The organism is Actinoplanes solisilvae, assembly GCF_003999975.1.
Classification (GTDB): Bacteria; Actinomycetota; Actinomycetes; order Mycobacteriales; family Micromonosporaceae; genus Actinoplanes; species Actinoplanes solisilvae.
In genome coordinates this window covers 1,253,075-1,273,118 of record NZ_RJAC01000001.1, presented here as the reverse complement: position 1 = coordinate 1,273,118, position 20,044 = coordinate 1,253,075, and the positions used below count along the sequence as shown (strand labels likewise).

The following is a 20,044-nucleotide window of genomic DNA, read 5'->3' as shown; positions in this document are numbered from 1 at the left end:
CTAAGACCTCGTGTTCCGCATCGCGAGGGCGACGGTCAAGATCGACGCGGCGCTGGTAAGCGGGGCGAGGTCTGCCTGCGACGGGCCTCGACCGGCAGCGGATTACGCGCAGGTCTCCCTGCCCGGACCGAGTTCCTCATGGATCTCCCACTGGGCTGCCCACTGCGTTGTCCACGTCCGGCATCCGATGGATGCTCGTTCGGGTTCAGGAGACGGGGGTAGGGGTTCGTAGTGCGCTCCAGCCAAGTACCCCAGTGACTGATTCCAGGGGGCCGCCGATGGTCAGACCGTCCGCGCCGATGGCGAAGCAGTACACGTCTTTGCTGTGGTCGCTGTTGCGCATCTTCACGATGTTCAGCGCTCGGCCGGTGGAAGAGTTCATCTCGATGTAGCGCAGCAGTATCACGTTGTGGAACAGGAACGTGACTCCGCCGATAGGTTCTTGGCTGGGTCCCAGGGCGGCAGTTTCGCTGGTGATGATCAGGGTGGCGCCGACGGCGCGGATGATCCCGGTCAGGCTGCGGGCGTAGGCGGGGAACCGGTCGGTTTCGCGCGCGGCGAAGACCATCTCGGCGAGGCTGTCGATCACGACGCGGTGGATCGCGCCTTGGGCGAGTTCGTGACGGATGCGCTCGGCGAGCAGGTCCAGGTCGAGTTCTCCGAGCGGAACGTGGTGCACGACGAGGTGTCCCTTGTCGCGGGCGGCGCCGAGCTCCCAGCCGAAGGTGGCGGCCATTTTGACGAGTTGGTCGGCGGTGTCCTGGAAGGTGACGTAGAGGCAGCGTTCGTTCTTGCTGATGCCTTCGGCGACGAACCGGAGCCCGGCGATGGTCTTGCCGATTCCGGACGGCCCGAGGATGACGGTGGCCTCGCCGGCTCCGATCCCGCCGCCCATGAGGTCGTCGAGGCCGGGGATCCCGCTGGGGATCCGGCCGGTGACCTCTTGCGCCGGCCCGGTGTCGAGGGTTTCGATGCGGGGGAACACCTCGAACCCGCATGCGCTGATGCGGAAGGTGTGTTTGCCTTCGAGGTGGTGGCTGCCGCGCATTTTCACGACCCGCAGCCAGCGCCGGTCGATCGGTTCGCGGGGTTCGTATGCGAGGTGGATGATCGTGTCGGCCAGGGAGAATTCAACCCCTGCGGCCATCTCGGCCGGGGTGTACTCGCCGAGCAGAAGAAGCGCGGCGTCGGCGTGAGCCATCCTGCTGGTCAGGTCGTAGAACGCCATCCGTAGTTCGCGTTCGCCGGTGAAGTCCCGCATCGCCTTCGCGCTGTCGATCACCACCAGGACGGGATGTTCGTCCATGGTCTTGCGTGCGACCTCGTCGACCAGTGGTCCCATCCGGCCGGGCCGGTCGTCGCGGATGAGATCGCCCAGGTGTAGGTATTCCACCTCTGGGCCTAACGCTTGGGGGGCGAAGAAGTCGAACGGGTCCAGATGGCGGACCAGTTTGGAATGTGGCTCCGACAGGGTCGTGTAGTAGACGGCCTTGTGTTCCGGTGTGGCGTTGGCGAAGCACATCTGCTGGGCCAGGATCGTCTTGCCGGCCCCAGGGGCGCCGGCGAGCACGGTGACCGAACCGGGCTCGAGCCCACCGCCGAGCACGACATCAAGTCCGGGAACACCGGTTGCCATTCGTTTCACGTTCGGTCCGCCTTCTGTGCCATGAGCGCGGTCGCCGTAGTCAACAGCAGTTGCGATGTCCAAGGTTTGGCCAGTACCGCGTCGGCGCCACCGGCCAGGTGCGCGTCGCCGGTCACGGCGAGGATCGGTATCTGCGCGGTGACCGCGTCGGCGCGTAGCCGGCGGACGAGTTCAGCCCCGCCCATTACCGGCATCATCATGTCGGTCACCACCAGATCCGGTGGCGATCGAAGCGCGGCCTCCAACGCCGTCGCGCCGTTACCGCACTCCGCCACCTCATAACCGGCCCGCTCGAAGACCCGCCGCAGGAGGTAGCGCAGGTCCGGCTCGTCATCGACCACCAAGACCCTGAACAACGAGACCCCACCCTCACCTTGAACGTGACTGGGCCACCGGCGTCAACCGATTGGTTGACCGGACGCCTCAGCCCACCGGGGTCTAGGGATGGGCAGCAAGCGGCCAGGAAGCCCTATTGCCCCCCGAACCACCACACGACGAAATAATTCTACAGCTTTATCCCCAATATGGGGCGAGTTGCTGATAGTTGCCAGGCCGTAGTCAAGCCACTTCGCCAGATCGCGAAACGAGGGAAGCTCAACTCGAGCTGCTGTACGCCAACGCTGACGCCGACACACCCAACGTCGTTGAAGTCTCGTTCGTGGAAGATTTGGTTGGTTCACTGAACACTGCCCGCAGCGAGGTCACGGGTGTAGGCCAGCCGGGTGGCCGGACGGATCCCGGGTGCGGGTCGACAGCCAGTACCGCAGCCACATTGTTGGGTGGCAGCGTGCCGCCACCACGTCGCCGACGCTGAACCCATTACCTCGGTGAGCCGTGTGGTTGGGTATGGCGCCGGTCGAGGTCCGCATCCGCGTTACTGCCGCACGCCGTGAATATGTTCGAGGACACCGATCATCGTCTATTTCGCCTAAGCTCGTGCGCCAGGATGTCGGTAGCGGGGGCAGCGTGTCGATGAATCCGGACTACGCCATTGAGGACTGGGCCGCTCGTGTCCAGCACCAGTCGTCGTTGACGACCGAGCTGAGTGAGCGCCTGCAGCAGGCGCGGGCGACCAGCGAGTCGCACGGCGGCGACGTCACGGTGACCGTCGATCACACAGGCGGGCTGGCCGAGCTGCGGCTCACCGATCAGGCCATGCGACGGTCGGCCGGCGAGCTGAGCGAGATCATTCTGGCGACGAGCCGGCGGGCTCAGGCGCGGCTCGCGAAAGACATCGAGGCGATGGTTAACACCCTGTACGGCGCGGGGTCGGAGACGGCCTCGTTCATCGGCGGGACGTACGCCGAACGGTTCCCCGAGCTCGGCGAGCCGGATGAGGAGCGTGACCGACGATGACGCAGGCGGACGTCAGCCTCCATGCCGAGGCTCGGCGCGCCCATCGCAGCCCGACGAAGACACGGACGCGCTGATGGGAATCGAGATCCCGCCGGCCGAGGTACGTCAGCACGCCCGCGATGTGGACGAGGCGGCCCGGATGCTCGACGAAGCGCGCGCGGCGGCGTCGTACATCCGGATCAACAGCAGCGCGTACGGCCACTTCGTCGGCGCGCTGATCGCCGATCACTACATCAACCCGCACGGTGACGAGGCGATCGCCGCATTCGTCAAGGCGGTCGACGGCCTGAACGGCCTGGCCGACCAGGTCCGCGGCATGGCGGCCGACTTCGAGCGCAGCGACAACGACGCGGCTGTCCGGCTGAGGGAAACGCGATGACCGACGCGGCGTTCACCCGGCCGAGCCTGATCGCGGGCGAGTCCGCGACCAAAGGCTACGAAGGCGCGGGCATCCTCGAAGCCGCCATGGGCATGAAGGACGGCTTCACCGACGGCAACGAGCTGGCCGGCTTCGGCAACATGGCAGTGGTCGGGCTCAGCGCACTCGGCGCGATCATGGACCCGTTCCAGATGGTGTTCGCCGCCGGTGTCGGCTGGCTCATGGAACACCTCGACTGCCTCCGCGACCCGATGGACAAGCTTCTCGGCGACCCCAAGCAGATCGAAGGGCACGCCGCGACCTGGCGCAACCTGCAGCAGCGGACGTACGAGGCGGCGGAGTACTTCGCCGACCAGGTGACGGCCAAGACCGCGAACTGGAGTTCGGAGGCGGTCACCGCCTACCGGGCGAAGGCCTCACAAATGGCCGACAGCACCCTCGCGCTCGGCGATGTCGCCGATGCGATGGCCGAGGCGACCCTCGTTGCCGGCTCGATCGTGGGGGTCGCCCGTAACACCATCCGCGACCTGGTCGCCGAGCTGGTCGGCGCCGCGATCTCCAAGGCGTTGCAGGCGCTTCTGGTGGTGACCATCCCGAAAGTGCTCGCCGAGGTCGCGTTGATGGTGGCCGAAGTGACCGCCAAGATCGTACGGCTGCTGCGACAACTCACCGAAGCGATCGGCACGCTGGGCAGCAAGTTCCCCGCGATGGCCTCGCTGATCGGCCGGATCACCAAGTCGATGGACAGCACATCCTCGGAGCTCGCCTACGGCTCGGTGGTCCTCAACTCCTCCAAGCTGCACGCCGCGGACAGCTACGTCGCCGACAGCGAAGGCCCGTGGAATGCTTACAAACACGCGTACACGACCCTGTCCCAGGCCGACGCGATCACGTACGGCACCAAAGCGCAGATCGCCGCCGACGCCCTGCGCGAGGGGCTGAAGCTGAACGGCATCCAGAATGGCAGCACCACCGCCGGGCAGATCCACGACGACGAACCACCCAAGCCGTCGATCGAACTGCCGCTGTGAGCGAGGTTGACCGATGAGAGACGACGATCAGCGCAAGGCCGAGCGACGCCGCCGGATGGACGAACTGCTCGCCGACGCCGAAACCAACGTCACCCGTACGCGCGGCGAGAAAGACCAGCCGGCACGGGCGGTCGACGAACGTCGCGGCACCGCCTGGGGCAGCGCCCTCGGCGTGCTGATCCTGCTCGTCCTGGCGGCCGTCTTCGCGCTGCTCGCCATGACGGCCGGGCGGTTCACCGGCCCCGACTTCGGCGACGCCGACCGCCAGGGCACCGCGACCGTCGAGCAATGCGAACAGCGCGGCCCGGTCACCTGGAAAGGCCTCGGCTACTACGACGCCTGCACAGTGCGCATCACCTGGAACGACGGCGCCGGCCCCCGCCTCCTGATCAACGATCCCGGGTTTTTCAAGGGCGAGAAACCCGGCGACAAAATCGAGATCGGCCAGAACCAGGGAACCCGAGGCGCCGTCAGCTACTCCCGCCCCGAGGTCCCGTCCCGCGGCTGGGTGACCGCAATGACCGTGCTGTTCGGAGCGCTATCGGTGCTGTGCGTCGGTGCTGTCTACCTCTTCGCGCGGCAGACGATCAAAGATATGCGCCGCCCACGAGGCTAGGTGCGGGCCTGGGAAACCGTCCTTGGTCGTCCGGTTGGCTCGTTCCCGATGGGCCGGTTCGCGTCCGTTACGCGATGTGGGTGGTGCGAGCGTCCGCAGTTCGGGGCAACAGGCAGCCGATGATGATGCCCAGGATCGGTATGAGGGCGAGGATGGCCAGCGGCTGGGCGCCGAGGAACACGAACCCGCCCCAGTAGATCGACGGGCCTGTCCCGTCGCGGTGGGTGTTGGCGAGCAGTGAGCCGGTCCCGGTGGGGATGTTGCCCAGGCCGGCCGGGGTGAGCATCAGCAGCGTGGCGAGGCACAGCCACGAGTACACCCGTTGCCGGCCCGGGCGGTGGCGGCTCATACGTTGCGCGGTGACGAGCCCGAGCAGGGCAGCGAGCAGGGCGCCGGCCAGCCCGCCGAGGACGGTGTCGCGCAGGTGGCCGGGTGGCTCGGCCCACATGAGATCGAGGTGCAGCGTGGACGGGTTGACCTGATCGGCCGCGAAAACCTGCACCGTGGCGAGATACCCGTCGCGGGTGCCGGTCACCTCGGCCTGGGCCGAGGGTGAGTCCTGTGACCCGTACACCTCGATGGTGGTTCGCACGCCCTGCCAGCCCTGCGATCGCATCTGCTGCTGGACGGCGGCGGCGAGTTCCCGGAAGCCGGCCCGTGGGGGTACGGCGCCGGTGATAGTGGCCCGTCCGGCTCGTAGCCCGGTGCCGCCGCGCAGACTGTTGTTGCTGTTCGGATTCCAGAAGGTGTGCCGACCGTAGTAGTCGACCTCGCCCTGGACGGGGACCGGCAGAACCGTGCGGGCCAGGGTCGTCGCGGTGGCCCGGTCCGGCGTCATCGGGTCCACGCTGCGCCACGCCAGCCACGAACCGAGCGCGATGCCACTCAGGCCGCCGAGCACGGCGGCGATCACCGCGACGACGACGGCCCGGCGCCCGAACTCGGCGACGCGCCGGCTGAGACCGTGCCGGAGCAGGTGGCTGACCTCGCGGGCGGACGGCCGGGACCGGTCGGGACCGGCGGCGTCGAGCAGGGTCGCGAGGACTTCCGGGCCGCGCTGGCGGCGGTATGCCCGCGGGTAGGCGAACAGCCAGCGACGGTACCTGCGTTCCAGGTTCGTGGTGTGGGTGTCGTCGGGCATCGGGTGTCCTTCGATGGTCATGGACGGTCAGGCGGGCTTGGGGGCACCGGCCGGGCCTGCCCTGCGCAGGCGTTCGGTGACCATCCGGGCGTCGCGCCGCATCTGCGCGGCTTCGGCGGCCAGCGCGGAAGCACCCGGGGTGGTGAGCCGGTAGTAGCGGCGGAGTCGGCCGTCGATGGTCTCCTCGCGGTCGACCTCGATCAGGCCCTCGTCGGTCAGACGGTCGAGTGCCGCGTACAGCGTGCCGGCGGCGAGGCGAACCGTGCCGGTGGACAACCGCGTCACTTCCTTGATCACCGCGTAGCCGTGCAGCGGTTCGACCGCGAGCGCGGACAGAATCAGGAAGCTCGGTCGCTGCATACCTGCCACGGCGATCAATATACAGTTGATCGCTCTATGGAAATACCGCTCATGCTGCCTAAATCCGCCCTCAAGCCTGCACGGCACACCGGTCAGCGGTGACCGGGCCGTGGCGCTCGCCGGCACGGGTGTGACCGGATCGGGGGTCCAGCCGGTCCTGTCTGCTGAGAAAGTGACCAGGGCAGCGAGAGGAACGGGCTGTGGATCTGCGCGAGAGGTTTGATCGGGCGGTTGACGACGATCCGGGTGTCGACCCGGGAGTGATGGCGTTCACGGCGATCGTTCAGGGTGGTCGGATTCGGCGACGACGTCGGAAGATGGCGGGGGCCGCGGGTGGCGTTCTCGCGGTGCTGGGGGTCATGGCCGGCCTCGGTCTTCCGTCGGATGCCGAGCCGCCGGTGACGGTTGCGGCGGCGATGATGCCGTTGGCGGCGCCGTCATGCTCGGTGAACCCGGTGGAGAGCGACGCCACCGATGTGGCTCTCTTCCTGGACGGCGATGTTTCGGGGCGGGAGCGATCGGCGCTGGCGTCGGCGCTGGATGAGGATCCGCGGGTGGCGACCGTGTTCTTCCAGGACCGCTCGGCGGCGTACGAGAAGTTCCGCGAGCTGTGGGCGGACAGCCCGGATTTCGTGGCGGCGGTCAGCCCTCAGGATCTGCCCGAGTCGTTTCGGCTGCGCCTCGTGAACGCCTCCCAATTCACCTCCTTTCGATCGGACTACCTGGGGGAGGACGGCGTGCATGACGTCCTGGGCCGTATCTGCCCGGTCGGCGCCGCGGTCGGAGGAGTTCAGTGACGGACACCGTGACGACGCCTCGGCCGGCCGACGACGTCCGTGTGCCAAGAACGGGGAAGGCGGCCCGGGACGAGGAGTTCACGCAGTTCGTGGAGTCGGCCGCCACGCGGCTGCGGCGCAGCGCCTTCCTCATGTGCCGGGACTGGCATCTGGCTCAGGACCTGACCCAGCAGACCTTCACCAAGATGTACGCGGTCTGGAAGCGGATCCGCACGGGCACGAACCTGGACGCCTACAGCCGGCGCGTGCTGATGAACCTGGTGTTCGATCAGCAGAAGCGGCGCAGCGGGTCGGAGATCGTGCTGGCTGAGATGCCGGAGCATCCGGACGGGGGCAGCGGCCTCGAACTGCACCTGACGCTCGTGGACGCGCTGGCTCGCCTGACCGTCGACGACCGGGCCGTCCTCGTCCTGCGTCACGCCGAGGACCAGAGCGTCGACACGGTGGCCACGATCCTGGGCATCTCCGTCTCGGCGGTCAAGATGCGCGACGCCCGGGCGCTGGCTCGGCTGCGTTCCCTGCTCGGCGACGACTTCCTGGACCAGTAGGCCGACTCGTCAGGCTCTGCTGATCTGCCGGCCCGGCATCGGCTCGGCGAGGTCGGCTGCGTCGTCGGGAAAGAGGGGACAATGGGTGGCGGCCGGGTCTGGCATGATCACCGCACCCTCCTTCACTTCTTTCGATGGGGACTGCATGTTCTCTTCGTTCAAACCAGCGCGGTTCGGCCGCGGACTGGTCGTCTCCACCGTGATTCCGGCCCTCGTTCTGGGCTCCGGTGGCGCCGCCGTGGCGGCCTCCAACACGCTCACCCTGACCACGCTGAACCGCTCCGGCGCCAAGGTCACGATTACGGCGACCGCGGTCGAGCTGTCGACCAGCTCGGAATACAAGCTCCGCAGCGGCACGGCGAAAAAGCTGCCCAAGGGCACCTACGCGGTGCTCACCTCGATCACCCAGGGCACCACGACCACGCTCAGCGGCAAGGCCGTCACGGTGTCCGGCAACACCAAACTCACCGTCGACGCACGGCACGGCAAGCGGATCTCGCTGGCGCTCAACCCGCCCACCAAGGGCTTCGAGTACAACCTGAGCGCCCGGATCTGCTCGCGCACCCAGGCGGTCTCGAGCGTCGAGGCCTCGGCGTGGGGCGGCACCACGGTGTACGCGATCCCGACCACCTCTAACAAGATCGCGTTCGCGGCGCTCGGGTCGTGGACCGACCGCAGCGGCGTGAACGACAGCTTCGCGGTGCTGCACAGCACGAGCAGCGTGCCGGCCAACCCGGTCCGGACCTTCGCCCGGAGCTCGCTCGCCACGGTCACGGTCGACTCGCGCCGTGGGCCGTCCGGGTCGAACTCCAGCAGCCTGGCTGTGCAGCCCCAGGGCGGCTGCGGCGGCAACCTCTACACCGGCCTGTTCGACAGCGACGTCCCGACGAACTCGAAGGTGCGGCTCTCGCCGGGCACCTGGTCCATCCGGGCGGAGGCGTATGCGGCCAGCAAGAACGGCCAGACCTGGAACATCGGCGGGTACATGCCGAACCGTACGGTCGCGGCCGGCAAGTCGTACCTCCTGCGCTTCTACAACGGCGCGTGGGGCCCGAGCGAGCAGGTGCCGGCCACGCTGAACGGCCGGGTCTCGTTCAACCTGAACGAGATGTTCGCCGACCCGCACTACGGGCGCGACGGCTACAACGTCGAGGGCGGCGACAAGGCCGTGGCGACGCTGAACTTCGGCGGCAAGGTCGTCGCGGTGAAGAAGGACAACGGGTGGGAGCCCGACATGTCCTACCTGGAGTACAAGGTCAGGAAGGCCGGCTGGTACACGCTGAAGAACACGGCGACCCGCTACTACCCGGAGATCACGTTCCCGGCCGGGATGCTCTCCACCAAGACCGAGGTCGTCTACCGCTTCCAGGCCAAGCCCAACGTCTACACCCTGGCTCAGGTCATGTCGGTGCAGATGGTGCCGGCCAACCTGAACCGCTACAACAAGGCCAAGGCGGGCGCGCTCACGAACGTCTCGCTGTGGCACAAGCGGACCAACCTGAACCCGGACGTCAAGAAGGGCGCCAACCCGACGATCAAGACGGTGACGGCGAAGATGTCCACCGACAACGGCCGGTCCTGGCGCGCGGTGACCGTCAAGAAGATCAACGGCACCTGGACGGCGATCGTCCGTAACCCGGCCTCCGGCGCGGTCTCGCTGCGGGCCCGGACGACCTACACCAGCGGCGCCTACAGCGAGACATCGATCATCCGGGCGTACGCCATCGGTTGACCCCACCCGTACGGAAAAGGGCCTGAACTGCGAGAACGCGGTTCAGGCCCGTTCGTGTGCGGGTCAGCGGCGATAGGTGCGCTTCGGGCTGTAGGTGAGGTTGCCGAAGGCGCGGAGCTGGAACGTGAACGTCTTGCCGTATTTCTTGGTCCCCTTGTCGATCAAGGCCCAGCGTTCAATCTTGCGTCCGCGCGGTGGGGGACGATCGGACCGGTCGCCGACGCCGCGCGGACATTCATGACGTGGCGTGAACCCGATCGCGGCATCGGCTTCGTCTTAACCGGTGTGAGAACCGCTGTGAGCATCCTCGGCATCGAGTTGAGGCGCTCGGCTGCCCTGGGCGCCGCGCTGCTCGTCCTCGTCGTGGGAGTTGTCGCGCTCTACGTCGCACCGGGGCGCTGGTCGAGCGGCTGGCTCTCACTGGCCTTGAGCATGCGTGAGTACACGATCTTCCTGTGGCCCATCGCCCTGGCCGCGGGCGCCTGGCAGGGCCGCCGCGAGCACCAGTCCCGAGTGGGCGAGCTCTTCAGCGCGACCCCACGGTCGCGGGCCCGCCGGATGCTGCCGTTGCTCGGCGCGACGGCCCTCGCGATCGGGTCGGCCTATGTGCTGGTCACCGCGGTCGGCGGCACCACCTTCGTCGCGCCCTTCCACTATCTTCCGCCCGGATTCTTCGGCATCACGGCGGCGGGAGCGTTGTCCCTGGCCGGCGCGGCCTGGCTGGGGCTGGGTCTCGGGCGGCTGCTGCCCGCGGCGGTGACCGCTCCCGTGCTCGCTGTCCTCGGTGTTCTGCTGGTCGTGTTCGGCGCGTTCGTCCGGCCGTTCTGGTTGGCCGCGGTGCTGTCCCCGATGTACGGCAGCCTGCAGTTCTACGCGTACCAGACGATCGACGGCCGGGTCAGCGTCGCGTTCTCGATGTGGATGGCCGGCCTCGCGCTCACCGGTGCCGTGCTGCTGATCGCGGAGCGGCGATGGCTGGTCGCCGCCGTGTTGCCGGCCCTGGTCGGGCTGGGCCTGGCCGTCGTGATCGTCCCCCGCGCCGAGGCCGTCACCGAGGCGCCGATCGATCCGTCGGCGGCCGCACTGGTCTGCACCGACGACGCCCCCAAAGTGTGCGTCAGCCGGGTCACCCGCGGCGTGCTCGAGGAGCTGACCCCGCTCGCCCGGGAAGGTCTCGCCATCCTCTCCCGGCTGCCGGGCACTCCGGCCGAGGTGCACGAGGACATCAGGCAATACGGCTCCGGGGAGGGGCCGTCGGAAACGGGCGTCGTCCTGCTCGCCGTCACCGTGGACAAGCGCGGTCACCTGGCCCACCCCGCCTCGGTTGTGCCGCGGATCGTCGGCTCGCTGGGCGTCACCCGGCGCGGGTCGTGCGACAACAGGAACTCGGCGGTCGAGCGCGCTGCCGCCTACTACCTGCTGGGCCGTCCGCCGGTCTCCGACGTCGGGGTGATGCCGGGCGTGACCGGCGAGGGCCCCGAACTCAACCGGCTCGCCGTGCGTCTGTGGCAGGGGCTTCGTCAGCTGCCGGAGAAGGAGGCGCTGGCTCGCATCGCCGAGGTGCGGCAGGCGGTCGCCGAATGCGAGGACAGCTCCGAGTTGCTGCGGCCGCCCGCGCGATGATCCGGGCGCGTCCGGGGTTCATCCAGCCGGGGCGGGCGCAACCCGGCTGGATGAACCCCGCCAACTCGGTGAACAGCGGGCGGACGGCGTAGTTACGGTGCCGGAGTGACTACCAAAAGTGACATTACGGTCGGGGCTCGCCCGCGCCGTGCCGGCTGGTTTGTCGCCGTGGCCCTGATCGGGCTGCTCGCGCCAGCCGCGGCGCACGTCGACCCGCAGCCCGCGCTGGCCATGAACCCGGAGCTCGCCGCAGCCCCCCGCACCGTCGTGCCGGGCACGGCCGGGCTCCTCACCGTGCGTCCGGACGGGAAGGTGTTCGCCACCGTCAGCAACGGGGCCGTGCGCCAGTGGAACATCACGACCGGGCGCCGGTCCGGCCCGCCGCTCGCCCAGAACACCGGGGTCATCAACGCCATCGCGTTCAGCTCCGACGGCAAGCAGCTGGCCGTGGCCGGGAATCGCGGCGTCTCGCTGTGGGATCCCGCCACCGGGGTCAGGGCCGTGCCGCCGCTGACCGGGCACGTCGGGCCAGTGCGCTCGCTGGCCTACAGCTCGACCGGCGAACTGGCCACCGCGGGCGACGACGGCACGGTTCGGTTGTGGGATCCCGCCACCGGGCAGTTGACGGGCACGCTGACCGGTCACACCAGCGCCGTACGGACGGTCGCGTTCAGTCAGAACGGCAAGCGCGTCGCGGCCGCCGCCGGCGACAACACCGTACGGCTGTGGCAGGCCGCCACCGGCCGAGCGATCGGCGAGGCGCTGACCGTGAGCCCCGGACCGGTGTACGCGACGAGCTTCAGCCCTGACGGCAAGCTGCTGGCGGCCTCCGGTGGTGGCAACGTCGTACGGCTGTGGGACGCGGCCACCGCGGAACCCTCGGGCGAGCCGCTCATCAGCAGTTCGGGGCCCGTTTACGCCCTCACGTTCAGCCCCGGCCGCAAGCTTCTGGCCACCTCGTCCGGCGGTGATCACACCGTACAGATCTGGAACACGGTGACCCGTCAGCAGATCACCGCGCCCCTCGCCGGTCACACCGGTCCGGTACGCGCCATGCGCTTCGGTCCGGGCGGAAGGCTGCTGGCCACGGGCGGCGACGACGGGACCGTACGGCTGTGGAACCCGACTACCGGAACTCTCAAGCGGGCGCCGCTGGCCGGCCACACCGGGCCGGTCTGGGCATTGCGGATCAGCCCGAACGGCAAACGCCTGATCACCGCGGGTGCGGACAACAAGGTGCGGCTGTGGCGCGTTGCCGCCAAGAAGCCCGTCTGATCGCCTTTTGAACGGGCCCGAGCTGCGAAACGTGGCTCGGGTCCTTTTACTGAATGCGAGCCCAGGATCACGGATGGTATGCGTCCGCCGGTCCCCGGAATTGATGGGTAAAACACAGCTTCGAACTGATTTCCGTGGCTTCCGTTTACCTACGGGTGGAAGTAGCTCGGAAGGGGTTCGTAGTGAACAGGTGCAAGGGTGTCCCGAGCCTTGCGGCGGCGGTTGCGGCGGTGAGCGCGCTCGGTGCGTGCGCCGGTCAGGGCGAGGAGCCGGCGGCGTCGTCGGACACGGTGATCGGCACCGCGACCACGGCCCTCGGCGCGGTGTTGACCGGGGCCAAGGGCCACACGCTCTACATGTTCAGCGCGGACACGCCCACGGCGTCCAACTGCAACGACGGGTGTGCGGACCGGTGGCCGCCGGCGAAGGGGGCCGCGCGTTACGAAGGTCACGAGACGTTGCCGGGAAAGCTGGGCACCCTCACCCGGGCGGACGGCTCGACGCAGATCACGTACCAGGGACATGCCCTCTATACGTATTCCAAGGATTCGGATCCCCGCGATACAAAGGGGGAGAACGTGCAAAACCAGTGGCACGTCGTCAAGACGGACACTCCTCCGTTCACGAATTCCGCATCGGACGCGTCGACCGCGCCGGGTGAAGGAGCGGGCGGCTACGCCTACTGATCGGCGCCGAAAACGGGGAGGACCAGCTCCCGGGTGGTGGAGCCATGTGCAGGTCCGCGCCTACGACCGCGCCGGCAACGTCAAGTACTCGCCCAAGCGGACCTACCGCCGTTGACCCCGTCACGACTGACGCCCGTCCCGCGCAATCGGGGCGGGCGTCTTTCGTACTCGAAAATTGATTGCCGCCGCTGTCTACGGGCCGGGGTCGTCGCCGCGTTGAATAGGGCGTGACGTTCGAGGAGTACGCCCACGCCCGCGCGCCGGCGCTCATGCGTCTGGCCCGGCTGCTCACCGGCGACGAGCATCGGGCGGAAGACCTCGTGCAGGACGCGCTGGCCAAGGCGTACGCCCGCTGGGGTCGGATCTCCAAACTGGAACAGCCCGATCTGTACGTCCGTCGCGTGCTCGTCAACGCCCACCACTCCTGGTGGCGTCGGCGCAGCAGCCACGAACTGTCCGTGCTCACGGTCGCCGAGCAGCCCGAACCAGACGCGGCGCACGAGGTGGTGGAGCGAGACGCGCTGTGGAGGCTCGTCCGCGAACTGCCCGCGAAACAGCGGACGGTGATCGTGCTGCGTTACTACGAGGATCTCGACGACGCCACCATCGCCGGCATCCTGGACTGCTCGGCCGGCACGGTCCGTACCCATGCCAAGCGGGCACTGGATGCGCTGCGTCACCGCGAACCGATGGGAGCTCGCTGATGGCACTTGATCATCGACTCGTGGACACGCTCGACGCCCACGCGAGGGGCGACGTCGATGTGGCTCGTCTCGTCGCCGGGGCGCGGCAACGTGGCCGTCGTCTGCGTCGTCGTCGGCAGGCTCTGGTCAGCGTGGGTGCGGCCGCCGTCGTGGCCGCGGTCTTCCTGGTGCTTCCGATAGGTGCACGTGGCACTCTCACATTGCCGGCCGCCGACCAGCCCGGCGCGGCGCAGCAGCCGGCAGTCGTCGGTGAAGACCCCACCACCGTGCACTTCACCGCCGACCAACTCGTCGACGACGCGGACCATGCCACCTGGACCACCGGTCGCGGCACGGAAAGCGTCGAGTTCCAAGGCAAGGCCCGTTTCGTTCTCGCCCGGGATGTCACCGACGTCCGGCAGGCGCTCGCCTCCTCGGGCAAGCCCCAGCCCGAGGCGCCCGTACGCATCGGCGCCCGCCCCGGCGTGGCCTGGGCCGACGAGGTGCCGGGCGGCGGCGCCTGGCTCTGGTTCGTCAAGTGGCAGCCGGTCGACGGCTTGTGGGGCCGGCTCGAGATCTACGCCCCTTCCCGCTCGCAGGCGGTCGCCGCGGCCACCCGAATCCGCTTCGACGCCGCCCGCCGCTGCACCGCGCCGTTCCGGCTCGACTCCCTGCCGTCCGGCGCCCGCATGCTGGAGTGCTCGGTAACCCTCAGCTCCGACGACTCCGTGACCGACGGTTCCCTGGTCGTGGGCGACGCGAACAACCGGTGGCTGACCGTACGAGCGCAACGGCTCGACCGCGGCCTGGGCAGCCCGGCCGGCAACCTGAAGGCCGGCCCTTACCAGGTACGCCGCCAGGGCAGCACCATCCTCGAAATGACCGTGAAGCCCCACCACGTCGAACTGTTCCTCGACGGCCAGGGCAACGGCTACTCCGAGCAAACCGCCCTGACCGTCCTCGCCGGCTACCGCCCCACCTAGCGCCGTCCCTCGTCGGGCGGAACGATCACGGTCCAGGTTCGTCGAGCCACGGCAACCGCCGTGGAACGCGGCGCCACCACCACCGATCCGGTTGTACAGGACCGACCTCGGCCGCCAGCGCCACGCCACCGTCGTCCTCCGTCGCACCGACGAAGCGCTCGTCCACCTCGGCCAGGGCGGCCAGGGTCTCGGTCCGGGCAGGATCGGACAGGGTCGCGACCGCGGCCGCGAGATCGTCCCGGATCTGCAGGTCCTCCCGGTAGTACTCCGCTGGATACCAACCGTCCGGAGGCCAGCCCTCCGTGAGCCGCGTGACCATGCTCTCCCAGGCTCGAAGCGCCACAGTGACCTGCCGCGCCTTTTCGCTGAGAGGCGGCTGCAGCTCATCGCGAAGCCGATCGGCGACGGGCGTCGGCATGTGATGTTCGCGGATGACTTCCGGGATCGCCGCCACCGCGAGGCCGGGCAGGCCCGTCACGGGATGTTCGACGGCGTCGATGCGATATGCCTCGGGCTCGTCGTCGATCGCGTCCTCCTCGTAGACGCGCGCCCGGGTGCGCTTGCCGTCGGGACCCACCAGCCAGAAAGCGCTCGGCCGAGCCGTCTGTGCCTGATAGGCCACCGCGGTCTGCAAGCCGGCGGCCAGCCACGCGGCAGCTGCGCCCTCGGGCGGCGGGCTCGAAATCAGCTCTGTCAGGTAGACGTCCAGATGCCAACGGAAGTCGCCGGCCAGCGGCGCGACGGTGCAGATGACGGGCGCGTCCCAGTTGCGGTCGTTGTGTCCGTCGTCGGCCACGTCGACATCGTTCGGCGTCAGCGACACCATCCCGGCGAGGGTCGTGGTGAGTCGTTCTCGATCCAAGTCACCAGAGATCCAGAAGCCGTAGTTCATGGCTCGTACGTCCCGTCGTAGATCGCCTTGGCCGTCGTCACCGCTTCGGGGTTGTCCGTGAAACGTGGATTCCTGGTGAGCTGGGGAGCGGCCGACGGGTCGCCACCCGCTCGCGTGATCTCCTTGAGCGCCGCGTACTCGTTCCGGCCGAGCTTGACCATACCGGTCCCAGAGTCGGGAAAAACCGTGCCGTTCGGCTCGACCCCGTAGGAGCGACCGTTGATCTCATATCGCTGCGTGACCGGGTTCCAGGTCGCCTCTCCGGCCGCGATGCCCTGCACGTCCTGAGTCGCGACGCCTTCATATCCACGCAGGTAGACGGTGTTCTCGGCCTGGACCTGACCGTTGCGGGCGCCGGTGATGGTGTGCCGTCGATGTGGCGGATTGAGTTCCAGGCCGCGCGCGCTTCCGGCCACAGCGGCAGCGACGGGCCACGGAGGTCCAGGAGAAACCGTCTCCGGAGCAGGCGAGGTCCTTTCGGCGCCCGGGCGACCCCATCTTGAGACCGTCTCGAGTCGATCGTGCGCTGCCTGAACGCTTTCGGGATCGCCGCTCGAGGGCGGTCGCCCCGGCGGGTCGCCGCCGGGCGGGCGGGACTTGGGCATCTGGCCGCCATCCGTCAGCCGGAGGATGAGCCGTCAGCGTATCGATGGCTGTCACGTCGGAGGCTACATTGCACCAAAAGCTAAAGTTTGTTTACAGATATTGACGGGCCTTCGGATATTTGGTTTGGTCGATGTGTCGCGCGGCCCTACATCCCCCTTGGTTGACGGAAGGTCCGCCATGAAGAGAAGACGTCTGGTGACGTTGCTTGCTGCCCTGAGCATGTTGGTGGTCGGCGCGTTGGTGCCGGTGACGGTGGCCCAAGCGGCCGCCGCGTGTGGCACGCCGTACAACAACAGCGCGGTCTACACCGGTGGAATGACCGCGTCCTACAACAACCGCAACTGGACCGCCAAGTGGTGGACCCAGGGCGAGGCGCCCAGCACGGGCGGCACGGGCGTCTGGCAGGACAACGGAGCCTGCGACGGCGGCAGCGGTGGTGGGGGCGGATCCACTTGCAACTATCCGAATTGGGTCGCCGGGCAGTTCTACGCCGTCGGGGCCATTGTGCGTTACACCAACGGCCAGTATTACCAGGCCACGCATGAGAACCCGGGCTACGACCCGACGATCAGCACCTGGTTCTGGTCGCCCTACAACTGCTCCGGCGGCGGCGGTGGCGGTGGGGGCGGCGGCGGGTCGTTCGTCGTCAGTGAGGGCCAGTTCAATCAGATGTTCCCGGGGCGGAACGGCTTCTACACTTACGCGGGCCTGACCGACGCGATGCGGAAGTTCCCCGCTTTTTCCACCTCGGGCAGTGACACGGTCAAGAAGCAGGAAGCGGCCGCGTTCCTCGCCAATGTCAGTCACGAGACCGGTGGTCTGGTCTACATCGACGAGATCAATCAGGCGAACTGGCCGCACTATTGCGACTGGTCCCAGTCCTACGGCTGCCCGGCCGGTCAATCCGCCTATCACGGTCGCGGGCCCATCCAGTTGAGCTGGAACTTCAACTACTACGCCGCGGGCAACGCGCTCGGCGTCGACCTGCTGAACAACCCGAATCTGGTCGCCACCAACTCGTCGATCTCGTGGCAGACCGGGCTTTGGTACTGGATGACCGGAACCGGCGGCGCCGGCACGACCTCGCACAACGCGATGGTCAACGGCCAGGGCTTCGGCACCACGATCCGGGCCATCAACAGCATCGAGTGCAATGGCGCCAACCCGGCCCAGGTGCAGAGCCGGGTCACCAAATACACCCAGTTCGCCGACATTCTCGGCGTGCCCACCGGCGGCAATCTGTACTGCTGAGACATCGGGTGCTGCCGGGCGACGCTCCGGCAGCACCCGTGACACCATCTCCGCTCATGGATGTCTTCGGCGACAGCCGCTACCGATACGTCTATCCGCCCGACGGCGACGGCATCTTTCAGGCCGGCGGGATCGTCGACGAGGGCGAGGCGCGGATTCCGTGGAACGCGAAGACGATCGAAGATCCTGACCGGGTACGTAGCCTGCGCCTGGAACCGTCGAAGGCCCGCCTGCGCGATCCGCGCCTGCCGGCGTACGTGAAATCTCTCCGGAAGCTGGAATCGCTCGTCGTGCCGACACCTTTTGTGCCGTTGGCGCGTGATCTCGAGGTGCGCACTCTCGTGGTCGGGCACAGCCACGAGTACGGGATTCCCGCGTCCCCGGTCAGCATCAATCCGGGGGTACGGGGTCTCATGTGGGTCACCTCCGTCCATCCGCCCAGTCTGGCCCAGGTGATCGACCCGCTGCCGCCCCTCGAATTCCTGCACGTCAACATCAGTGGGAAAAGGGCCGTGGAGGAGCAACTCCGTAGCCTGACGACGCTGCGGCATCTGGAAGTCGTCGACCTGCGCAACCGGGAAGTGCCCGTCCGATCGCCGCTGCGAGCACTGGAGCTGGGCGGAACGGGCCGCGATTTCCCCTTCGGCCGGGTCGTCGGCGGAATCGGGACGCTCGAGGCGCTGCGGCTCAACGGGGTGCGGGCCGACATCGACTGTGCCGTTCTGCGTACGCTGCCGAATCTCGTCGATCTCACGGTGCTCAACTCGAAGCGGTTCGTCGACCTCGACGCGCTGCTGGATTGTCCCAAGCTCGCGAAGGTCACGTTCGTCAATTGCGGCGACCCGTTCAAGAAGCAGGGTCGCGCGCGGTTCGCCGAGCGAGGGTTCGCCCACCTCGACATCAAGTTCGCCTAGGCAACCCGGCGAATTTCTGTTTTCCCGGGGCCGGCGACCCGATTCGGTGTTCCCTGAGGCGGTCGGGAATCGGTGGATCGGGAACTGGTGTGGCGGCTGAAAACACGGGTGGGCGTCTGAGGCGTCTGGTGACCGACCGGCGGGTCGGCACGAAGATCATGATGACCGTCGTCGCAGTCACGGCGTTCAGCGTGCTCGACGGCGTGATTGCCTTGCGGAGCCTCGGCGAGACCAACGACCAGGTCGCGGCGGGCTATCAGCACAGCCTCGAGCTGGAGACGGTCGGCAACGCCGTCGACGCCATCCGGCAGATCGCCGACGTGATCGGCACCATCAACGACTACGCCACCACGATCGCCGCCGCCGTCGAGGAGCAGACGGCCACGACCGCGGAGATCGCGCGCAGCGTCGGTCAGGCGGCCGAGGGCTCGTCGAGCATCGCCGACAACATCACCGGCGTCGCGCAGGCCGCGCAGCAGGTCACCTCGGGCGCGACCGAGACGCAGGCGACTGCCTCGGAGCTGGCTCGCACAGCAGCCGACCTGCAGAGCACGATCTCGACCTACCGGCTTTAGGGCCCGACACGCCACCACCGGCCGTCTGGCTCACTGCGGTTCCCAGGCTGAGTCGTCCAGGAACTTCTTGGCCAAGGTCTCGAACGCGTCGCGGGTCGACGCGTTCGCGATTCCCCTCATCAGCACGTCGTCGTCCGTGATGATCTGCTCTCGCCACTGCAGCACCGGGTCGAGCGGGATGGAGCCGAGCAGCAGCGACCGACCCACCCGCAGTTGACCCGCCAGGTCTTTCAGGCTCGCGTCGCAGGCCCGCAACCAGGCGACCTGCTGCGCCTGCAGGCCGGCGAGCTCGACCGAGTCGGGGTCGACGACCGCGGTGTGCACGAAGCGCAGCGAGTCTTTGAACTCGCGCGGGTTGTGGCCCATGCTCTGGCCGATGGCCAGGATGCCGCTGTCGCCGTGGACGAGCCCCGAGGCCGCGATCACGTGCTGCCTGGTCCAGCGGTGATAGACCAGCCAGCGGCTCTGCACGTGCCGCAGGGACGGGTGAGCCGTGGCGGCGAGAACCATCTCGAGCGCGTGCGAACGGCCGGCGCTGAGATCGACGAGACAGACGTCGAACTCCTCCTCGAGTCGCAGGAACAGCGAGCAGCACCGCTCGACCATCTCGGCGGTGGCCACGAACTCGCCGCTGTCGGCGTCGCCCGGCAGGAGGACCATGCGGCCCGCCCCGGGAGGCCGGCCGCGCAGCTCGCGGCGGTCGGACTCCGCCCAGATCTCCAGCCGCTCCGGCTCGCCGACGACACCCTGGAAGAAGGAGTGCAGCCCGCGACCGCCCTTGGTGCCGCGTTCCACGGACACCAGGTCGAAGATGGCGCCCGAGGTGGGCGAGCCGAAATCGAAGTCGAGGTAGCAGACGTCGTTGCCCTGCAGGGCGCTGCGGTAGAGGGCATTGCCGCTGGACACCGACCGTCCGGTGCCACCCTTGTCGGATGCGGCGAGGACGAGCAT

General features: G+C 68.2%; 22 protein-coding genes. 15 read left to right on the top strand and 7 right to left on the bottom strand.

Annotated features, from left to right (window positions below; translation table 11 throughout):
- Nucleotides 1-205: 205 nt before the first annotated feature.
- Together EER30_RS06040 and EER30_RS06035 are read right to left on the bottom strand one after the other, a co-directional pair.
- Entirely contained in the window at nucleotides 206-1,636 is a 1,431-nt protein-coding gene (locus EER30_RS06040; protein WP_205650109.1) for a DUF7125 family protein, read from the bottom strand.
- A 5-nt stretch (nucleotides 1,637-1,641) separates the two neighbouring features.
- Nucleotides 1,642-1,986 (bottom strand): response regulator, encoded by a 345-nt coding sequence (locus tag EER30_RS06035; protein WP_240669790.1) that lies wholly within the window; start codon nucleotides 1,984-1,986, stop codon nucleotides 1,642-1,644.
- 631 nt (nucleotides 1,987-2,617) lie between these two features.
- Here EER30_RS06035 and EER30_RS06030 point away from each other — a divergent pair.
- The 4 genes from EER30_RS06030 to EER30_RS06015 all read left to right on the top strand — a co-directional run bounded on the left by EER30_RS06030 (nucleotide 2,618) and on the right by EER30_RS06015 (nucleotide 5,027).
- Complete coding sequence (locus EER30_RS06030; RefSeq protein WP_164842232.1) at nucleotides 2,618-3,001, top strand: YbaB/EbfC family nucleoid-associated protein; 384 nt, start codon at nucleotides 2,618-2,620, stop codon at nucleotides 2,999-3,001.
- Between the two features lie 73 nt (nucleotides 3,002-3,074).
- Nucleotides 3,075-3,380, top strand: coding sequence for a type VII secretion target (locus tag EER30_RS06025; protein WP_127498967.1), 306 nt, complete (start codon nucleotides 3,075-3,077; stop codon nucleotides 3,378-3,380).
- Nucleotides 3,377-4,411, top strand: coding sequence for a hypothetical protein (locus tag EER30_RS06020; protein ID WP_127498965.1), 1,035 nt, complete (start codon nucleotides 3,377-3,379; stop codon nucleotides 4,409-4,411). Before EER30_RS06025 ends, EER30_RS06020 begins: the two co-directional genes overlap by 4 nt.
- A gap of 13 nt (nucleotides 4,412-4,424) precedes the next feature.
- Nucleotides 4,425-5,027, top strand: a complete 603-nt coding sequence (locus EER30_RS06015; protein ID WP_127498963.1) for a DUF6346 domain-containing protein — start codon at nucleotides 4,425-4,427, stop codon at nucleotides 5,025-5,027.
- 67 nt (nucleotides 5,028-5,094) lie between these two features.
- Here the strand turns inward: EER30_RS06015 and EER30_RS06010 are convergent, their stop codons facing one another.
- Both EER30_RS06010 and EER30_RS06005 read right to left on the bottom strand, forming a co-directional pair.
- Nucleotides 5,095-6,168, bottom strand: a complete 1,074-nt coding sequence (locus EER30_RS06010; RefSeq protein WP_127498961.1) for a hypothetical protein — start codon at nucleotides 6,166-6,168, stop codon at nucleotides 5,095-5,097.
- Between the two features lie 27 nt (nucleotides 6,169-6,195).
- Nucleotides 6,196-6,528, bottom strand: a complete 333-nt coding sequence (locus EER30_RS06005) for a PadR family transcriptional regulator (RefSeq protein WP_127499428.1) — start codon at nucleotides 6,526-6,528, stop codon at nucleotides 6,196-6,198.
- 200 nt (nucleotides 6,529-6,728) lie between these two features.
- Here EER30_RS06005 and EER30_RS06000 point away from each other — a divergent pair, with 200 nt between their 5' ends.
- The 8 genes from EER30_RS06000 to EER30_RS05965 all read left to right on the top strand — a co-directional run bounded on the left by EER30_RS06000 (nucleotide 6,729) and on the right by EER30_RS05965 (nucleotide 14,855).
- Nucleotides 6,729-7,325 carry a permease-like cell division protein FtsX gene (locus EER30_RS06000; protein WP_127498959.1) on the top strand — a complete coding sequence of 199 codons (597 nt, stop codon included), beginning with the start codon at nucleotides 6,729-6,731 and terminating at the stop codon, nucleotides 7,323-7,325.
- Complete coding sequence (locus EER30_RS05995; protein WP_127498957.1) at nucleotides 7,322-7,873, top strand: SigE family RNA polymerase sigma factor; 552 nt, start codon at nucleotides 7,322-7,324, stop codon at nucleotides 7,871-7,873. The genes EER30_RS06000 and EER30_RS05995 overlap by 4 nt, the downstream gene beginning before the upstream one ends.
- A gap of 145 nt (nucleotides 7,874-8,018) precedes the next feature.
- Nucleotides 8,019-9,605, top strand: a complete 1,587-nt coding sequence (locus EER30_RS05990; RefSeq protein ID WP_127498955.1) for a hypothetical protein — start codon at nucleotides 8,019-8,021, stop codon at nucleotides 9,603-9,605.
- 285 nt (nucleotides 9,606-9,890) lie between these two features.
- Nucleotides 9,891-11,228 carry a hypothetical protein gene (locus EER30_RS05985; protein ID WP_240669788.1) on the top strand — a complete coding sequence of 446 codons (1,338 nt, stop codon included), beginning with the start codon at nucleotides 9,891-9,893 and terminating at the stop codon, nucleotides 11,226-11,228.
- A gap of 105 nt (nucleotides 11,229-11,333) precedes the next feature.
- A complete protein-coding gene (locus EER30_RS05980; protein WP_240669786.1) occupies nucleotides 11,334-12,503 on the top strand; it encodes a WD40 repeat domain-containing protein in 1,170 nt (389 codons plus the stop codon).
- A gap of 230 nt (nucleotides 12,504-12,733) precedes the next feature.
- Entirely contained in the window at nucleotides 12,734-13,189 is a 456-nt protein-coding gene (locus tag EER30_RS05975; protein ID WP_127498953.1) for a COG4315 family predicted lipoprotein, read from the top strand.
- Nucleotides 13,190-13,416: 227 nt separating this feature from the next.
- On the top strand, nucleotides 13,417-13,893 hold the full coding sequence (locus tag EER30_RS05970; protein ID WP_127498951.1) for a SigE family RNA polymerase sigma factor: 477 nt from the start codon (nucleotides 13,417-13,419) through the stop codon (nucleotides 13,891-13,893).
- 20 nt (nucleotides 13,894-13,913) lie between these two features.
- The gene (locus EER30_RS05965) at nucleotides 13,914-14,855 is read left to right on the top strand and encodes a hypothetical protein (RefSeq protein WP_240669784.1); all 942 of its coding nucleotides are present in this window, start codon (nucleotides 13,914-13,916) and stop codon (nucleotides 14,853-14,855) included.
- A gap of 25 nt (nucleotides 14,856-14,880) precedes the next feature.
- Here EER30_RS05965 and EER30_RS05960 read toward each other — a convergent pair whose 3' ends face one another.
- Entirely contained in the window at nucleotides 14,881-15,717 is an 837-nt protein-coding gene (locus EER30_RS05960; protein WP_127498948.1) for a hypothetical protein, read from the bottom strand.
- 26 nt (nucleotides 15,718-15,743) lie between these two features.
- Complete coding sequence (locus EER30_RS05955; RefSeq protein WP_127498946.1) at nucleotides 15,744-16,163, bottom strand: hypothetical protein; 420 nt, start codon at nucleotides 16,161-16,163, stop codon at nucleotides 15,744-15,746.
- Nucleotides 16,164-16,530: 367 nt separating this feature from the next.
- Between EER30_RS05955 and EER30_RS05950 the strand changes: the two genes are divergently transcribed.
- The 3 genes from EER30_RS05950 (at nucleotide 16,531) to EER30_RS05940 (ending at nucleotide 19,093) form a co-directional block, all read left to right on the top strand.
- Nucleotides 16,531-17,604 (top strand): glycoside hydrolase family 19 protein, encoded by a 1,074-nt coding sequence (locus EER30_RS05950; RefSeq protein WP_127498944.1) that lies wholly within the window; start codon nucleotides 16,531-16,533, stop codon nucleotides 17,602-17,604.
- 56 nt (nucleotides 17,605-17,660) lie between these two features.
- Entirely contained in the window at nucleotides 17,661-18,518 is an 858-nt protein-coding gene (locus tag EER30_RS05945) for a hypothetical protein (RefSeq protein ID WP_127498942.1), read from the top strand.
- 128 nt (nucleotides 18,519-18,646) lie between these two features.
- On the top strand, nucleotides 18,647-19,093 hold the full coding sequence (locus EER30_RS05940; RefSeq protein WP_240669782.1) for a hypothetical protein: 447 nt from the start codon (nucleotides 18,647-18,649) through the stop codon (nucleotides 19,091-19,093).
- A 30-nt stretch (nucleotides 19,094-19,123) separates the two neighbouring features.
- Here the strand turns inward: EER30_RS05940 and EER30_RS05935 are convergent, their stop codons facing one another.
- Nucleotides 19,124-20,044 (bottom strand): SCO2523 family variant P-loop protein, encoded by a 921-nt coding sequence (locus EER30_RS05935; RefSeq protein WP_127498940.1) that lies wholly within the window; start codon nucleotides 20,042-20,044, stop codon nucleotides 19,124-19,126.

Coding starts and splice junctions, on each gene's coding strand:
- EER30_RS06040 (WP_205650109.1), bottom strand. CDS start 1,636: ATGGCAACCGGTGTTCCCGGACTTGATGTCGTGCTCGGCGGTGGGCTC.
- EER30_RS06030 (WP_164842232.1), top strand. CDS start 2,618: ATGAATCCGGACTACGCCATTGAGGACTGGGCCGCTCGTGTCCAGCAC.
- EER30_RS06025 (WP_127498967.1), top strand. CDS start 3,075: ATGGGAATCGAGATCCCGCCGGCCGAGGTACGTCAGCACGCCCGCGAT.
- EER30_RS06020 (WP_127498965.1), top strand. CDS start 3,377: ATGACCGACGCGGCGTTCACCCGGCCGAGCCTGATCGCGGGCGAGTCC.
- EER30_RS06015 (WP_127498963.1), top strand. CDS start 4,425: ATGAGAGACGACGATCAGCGCAAGGCCGAGCGACGCCGCCGGATGGAC.
- EER30_RS06010 (WP_127498961.1), bottom strand. CDS start 6,168: ATGCCCGACGACACCCACACCACGAACCTGGAACGCAGGTACCGTCGC.
- EER30_RS06005 (WP_127499428.1), bottom strand. CDS start 6,528: ATGCAGCGACCGAGCTTCCTGATTCTGTCCGCGCTCGCGGTCGAACCG.
- EER30_RS05990 (WP_127498955.1), top strand. CDS start 8,019: ATGTTCTCTTCGTTCAAACCAGCGCGGTTCGGCCGCGGACTGGTCGTC.
- EER30_RS05950 (WP_127498944.1), top strand. CDS start 16,531: ATGAAGAGAAGACGTCTGGTGACGTTGCTTGCTGCCCTGAGCATGTTG.
- EER30_RS05945 (WP_127498942.1), top strand. CDS start 17,661: ATGGATGTCTTCGGCGACAGCCGCTACCGATACGTCTATCCGCCCGAC.
- EER30_RS05935 (WP_127498940.1), bottom strand. CDS start 20,044: ATGCTCGTCCTCGCCGCATCCGACAAGGGTGGCACCGGACGGTCGGTG.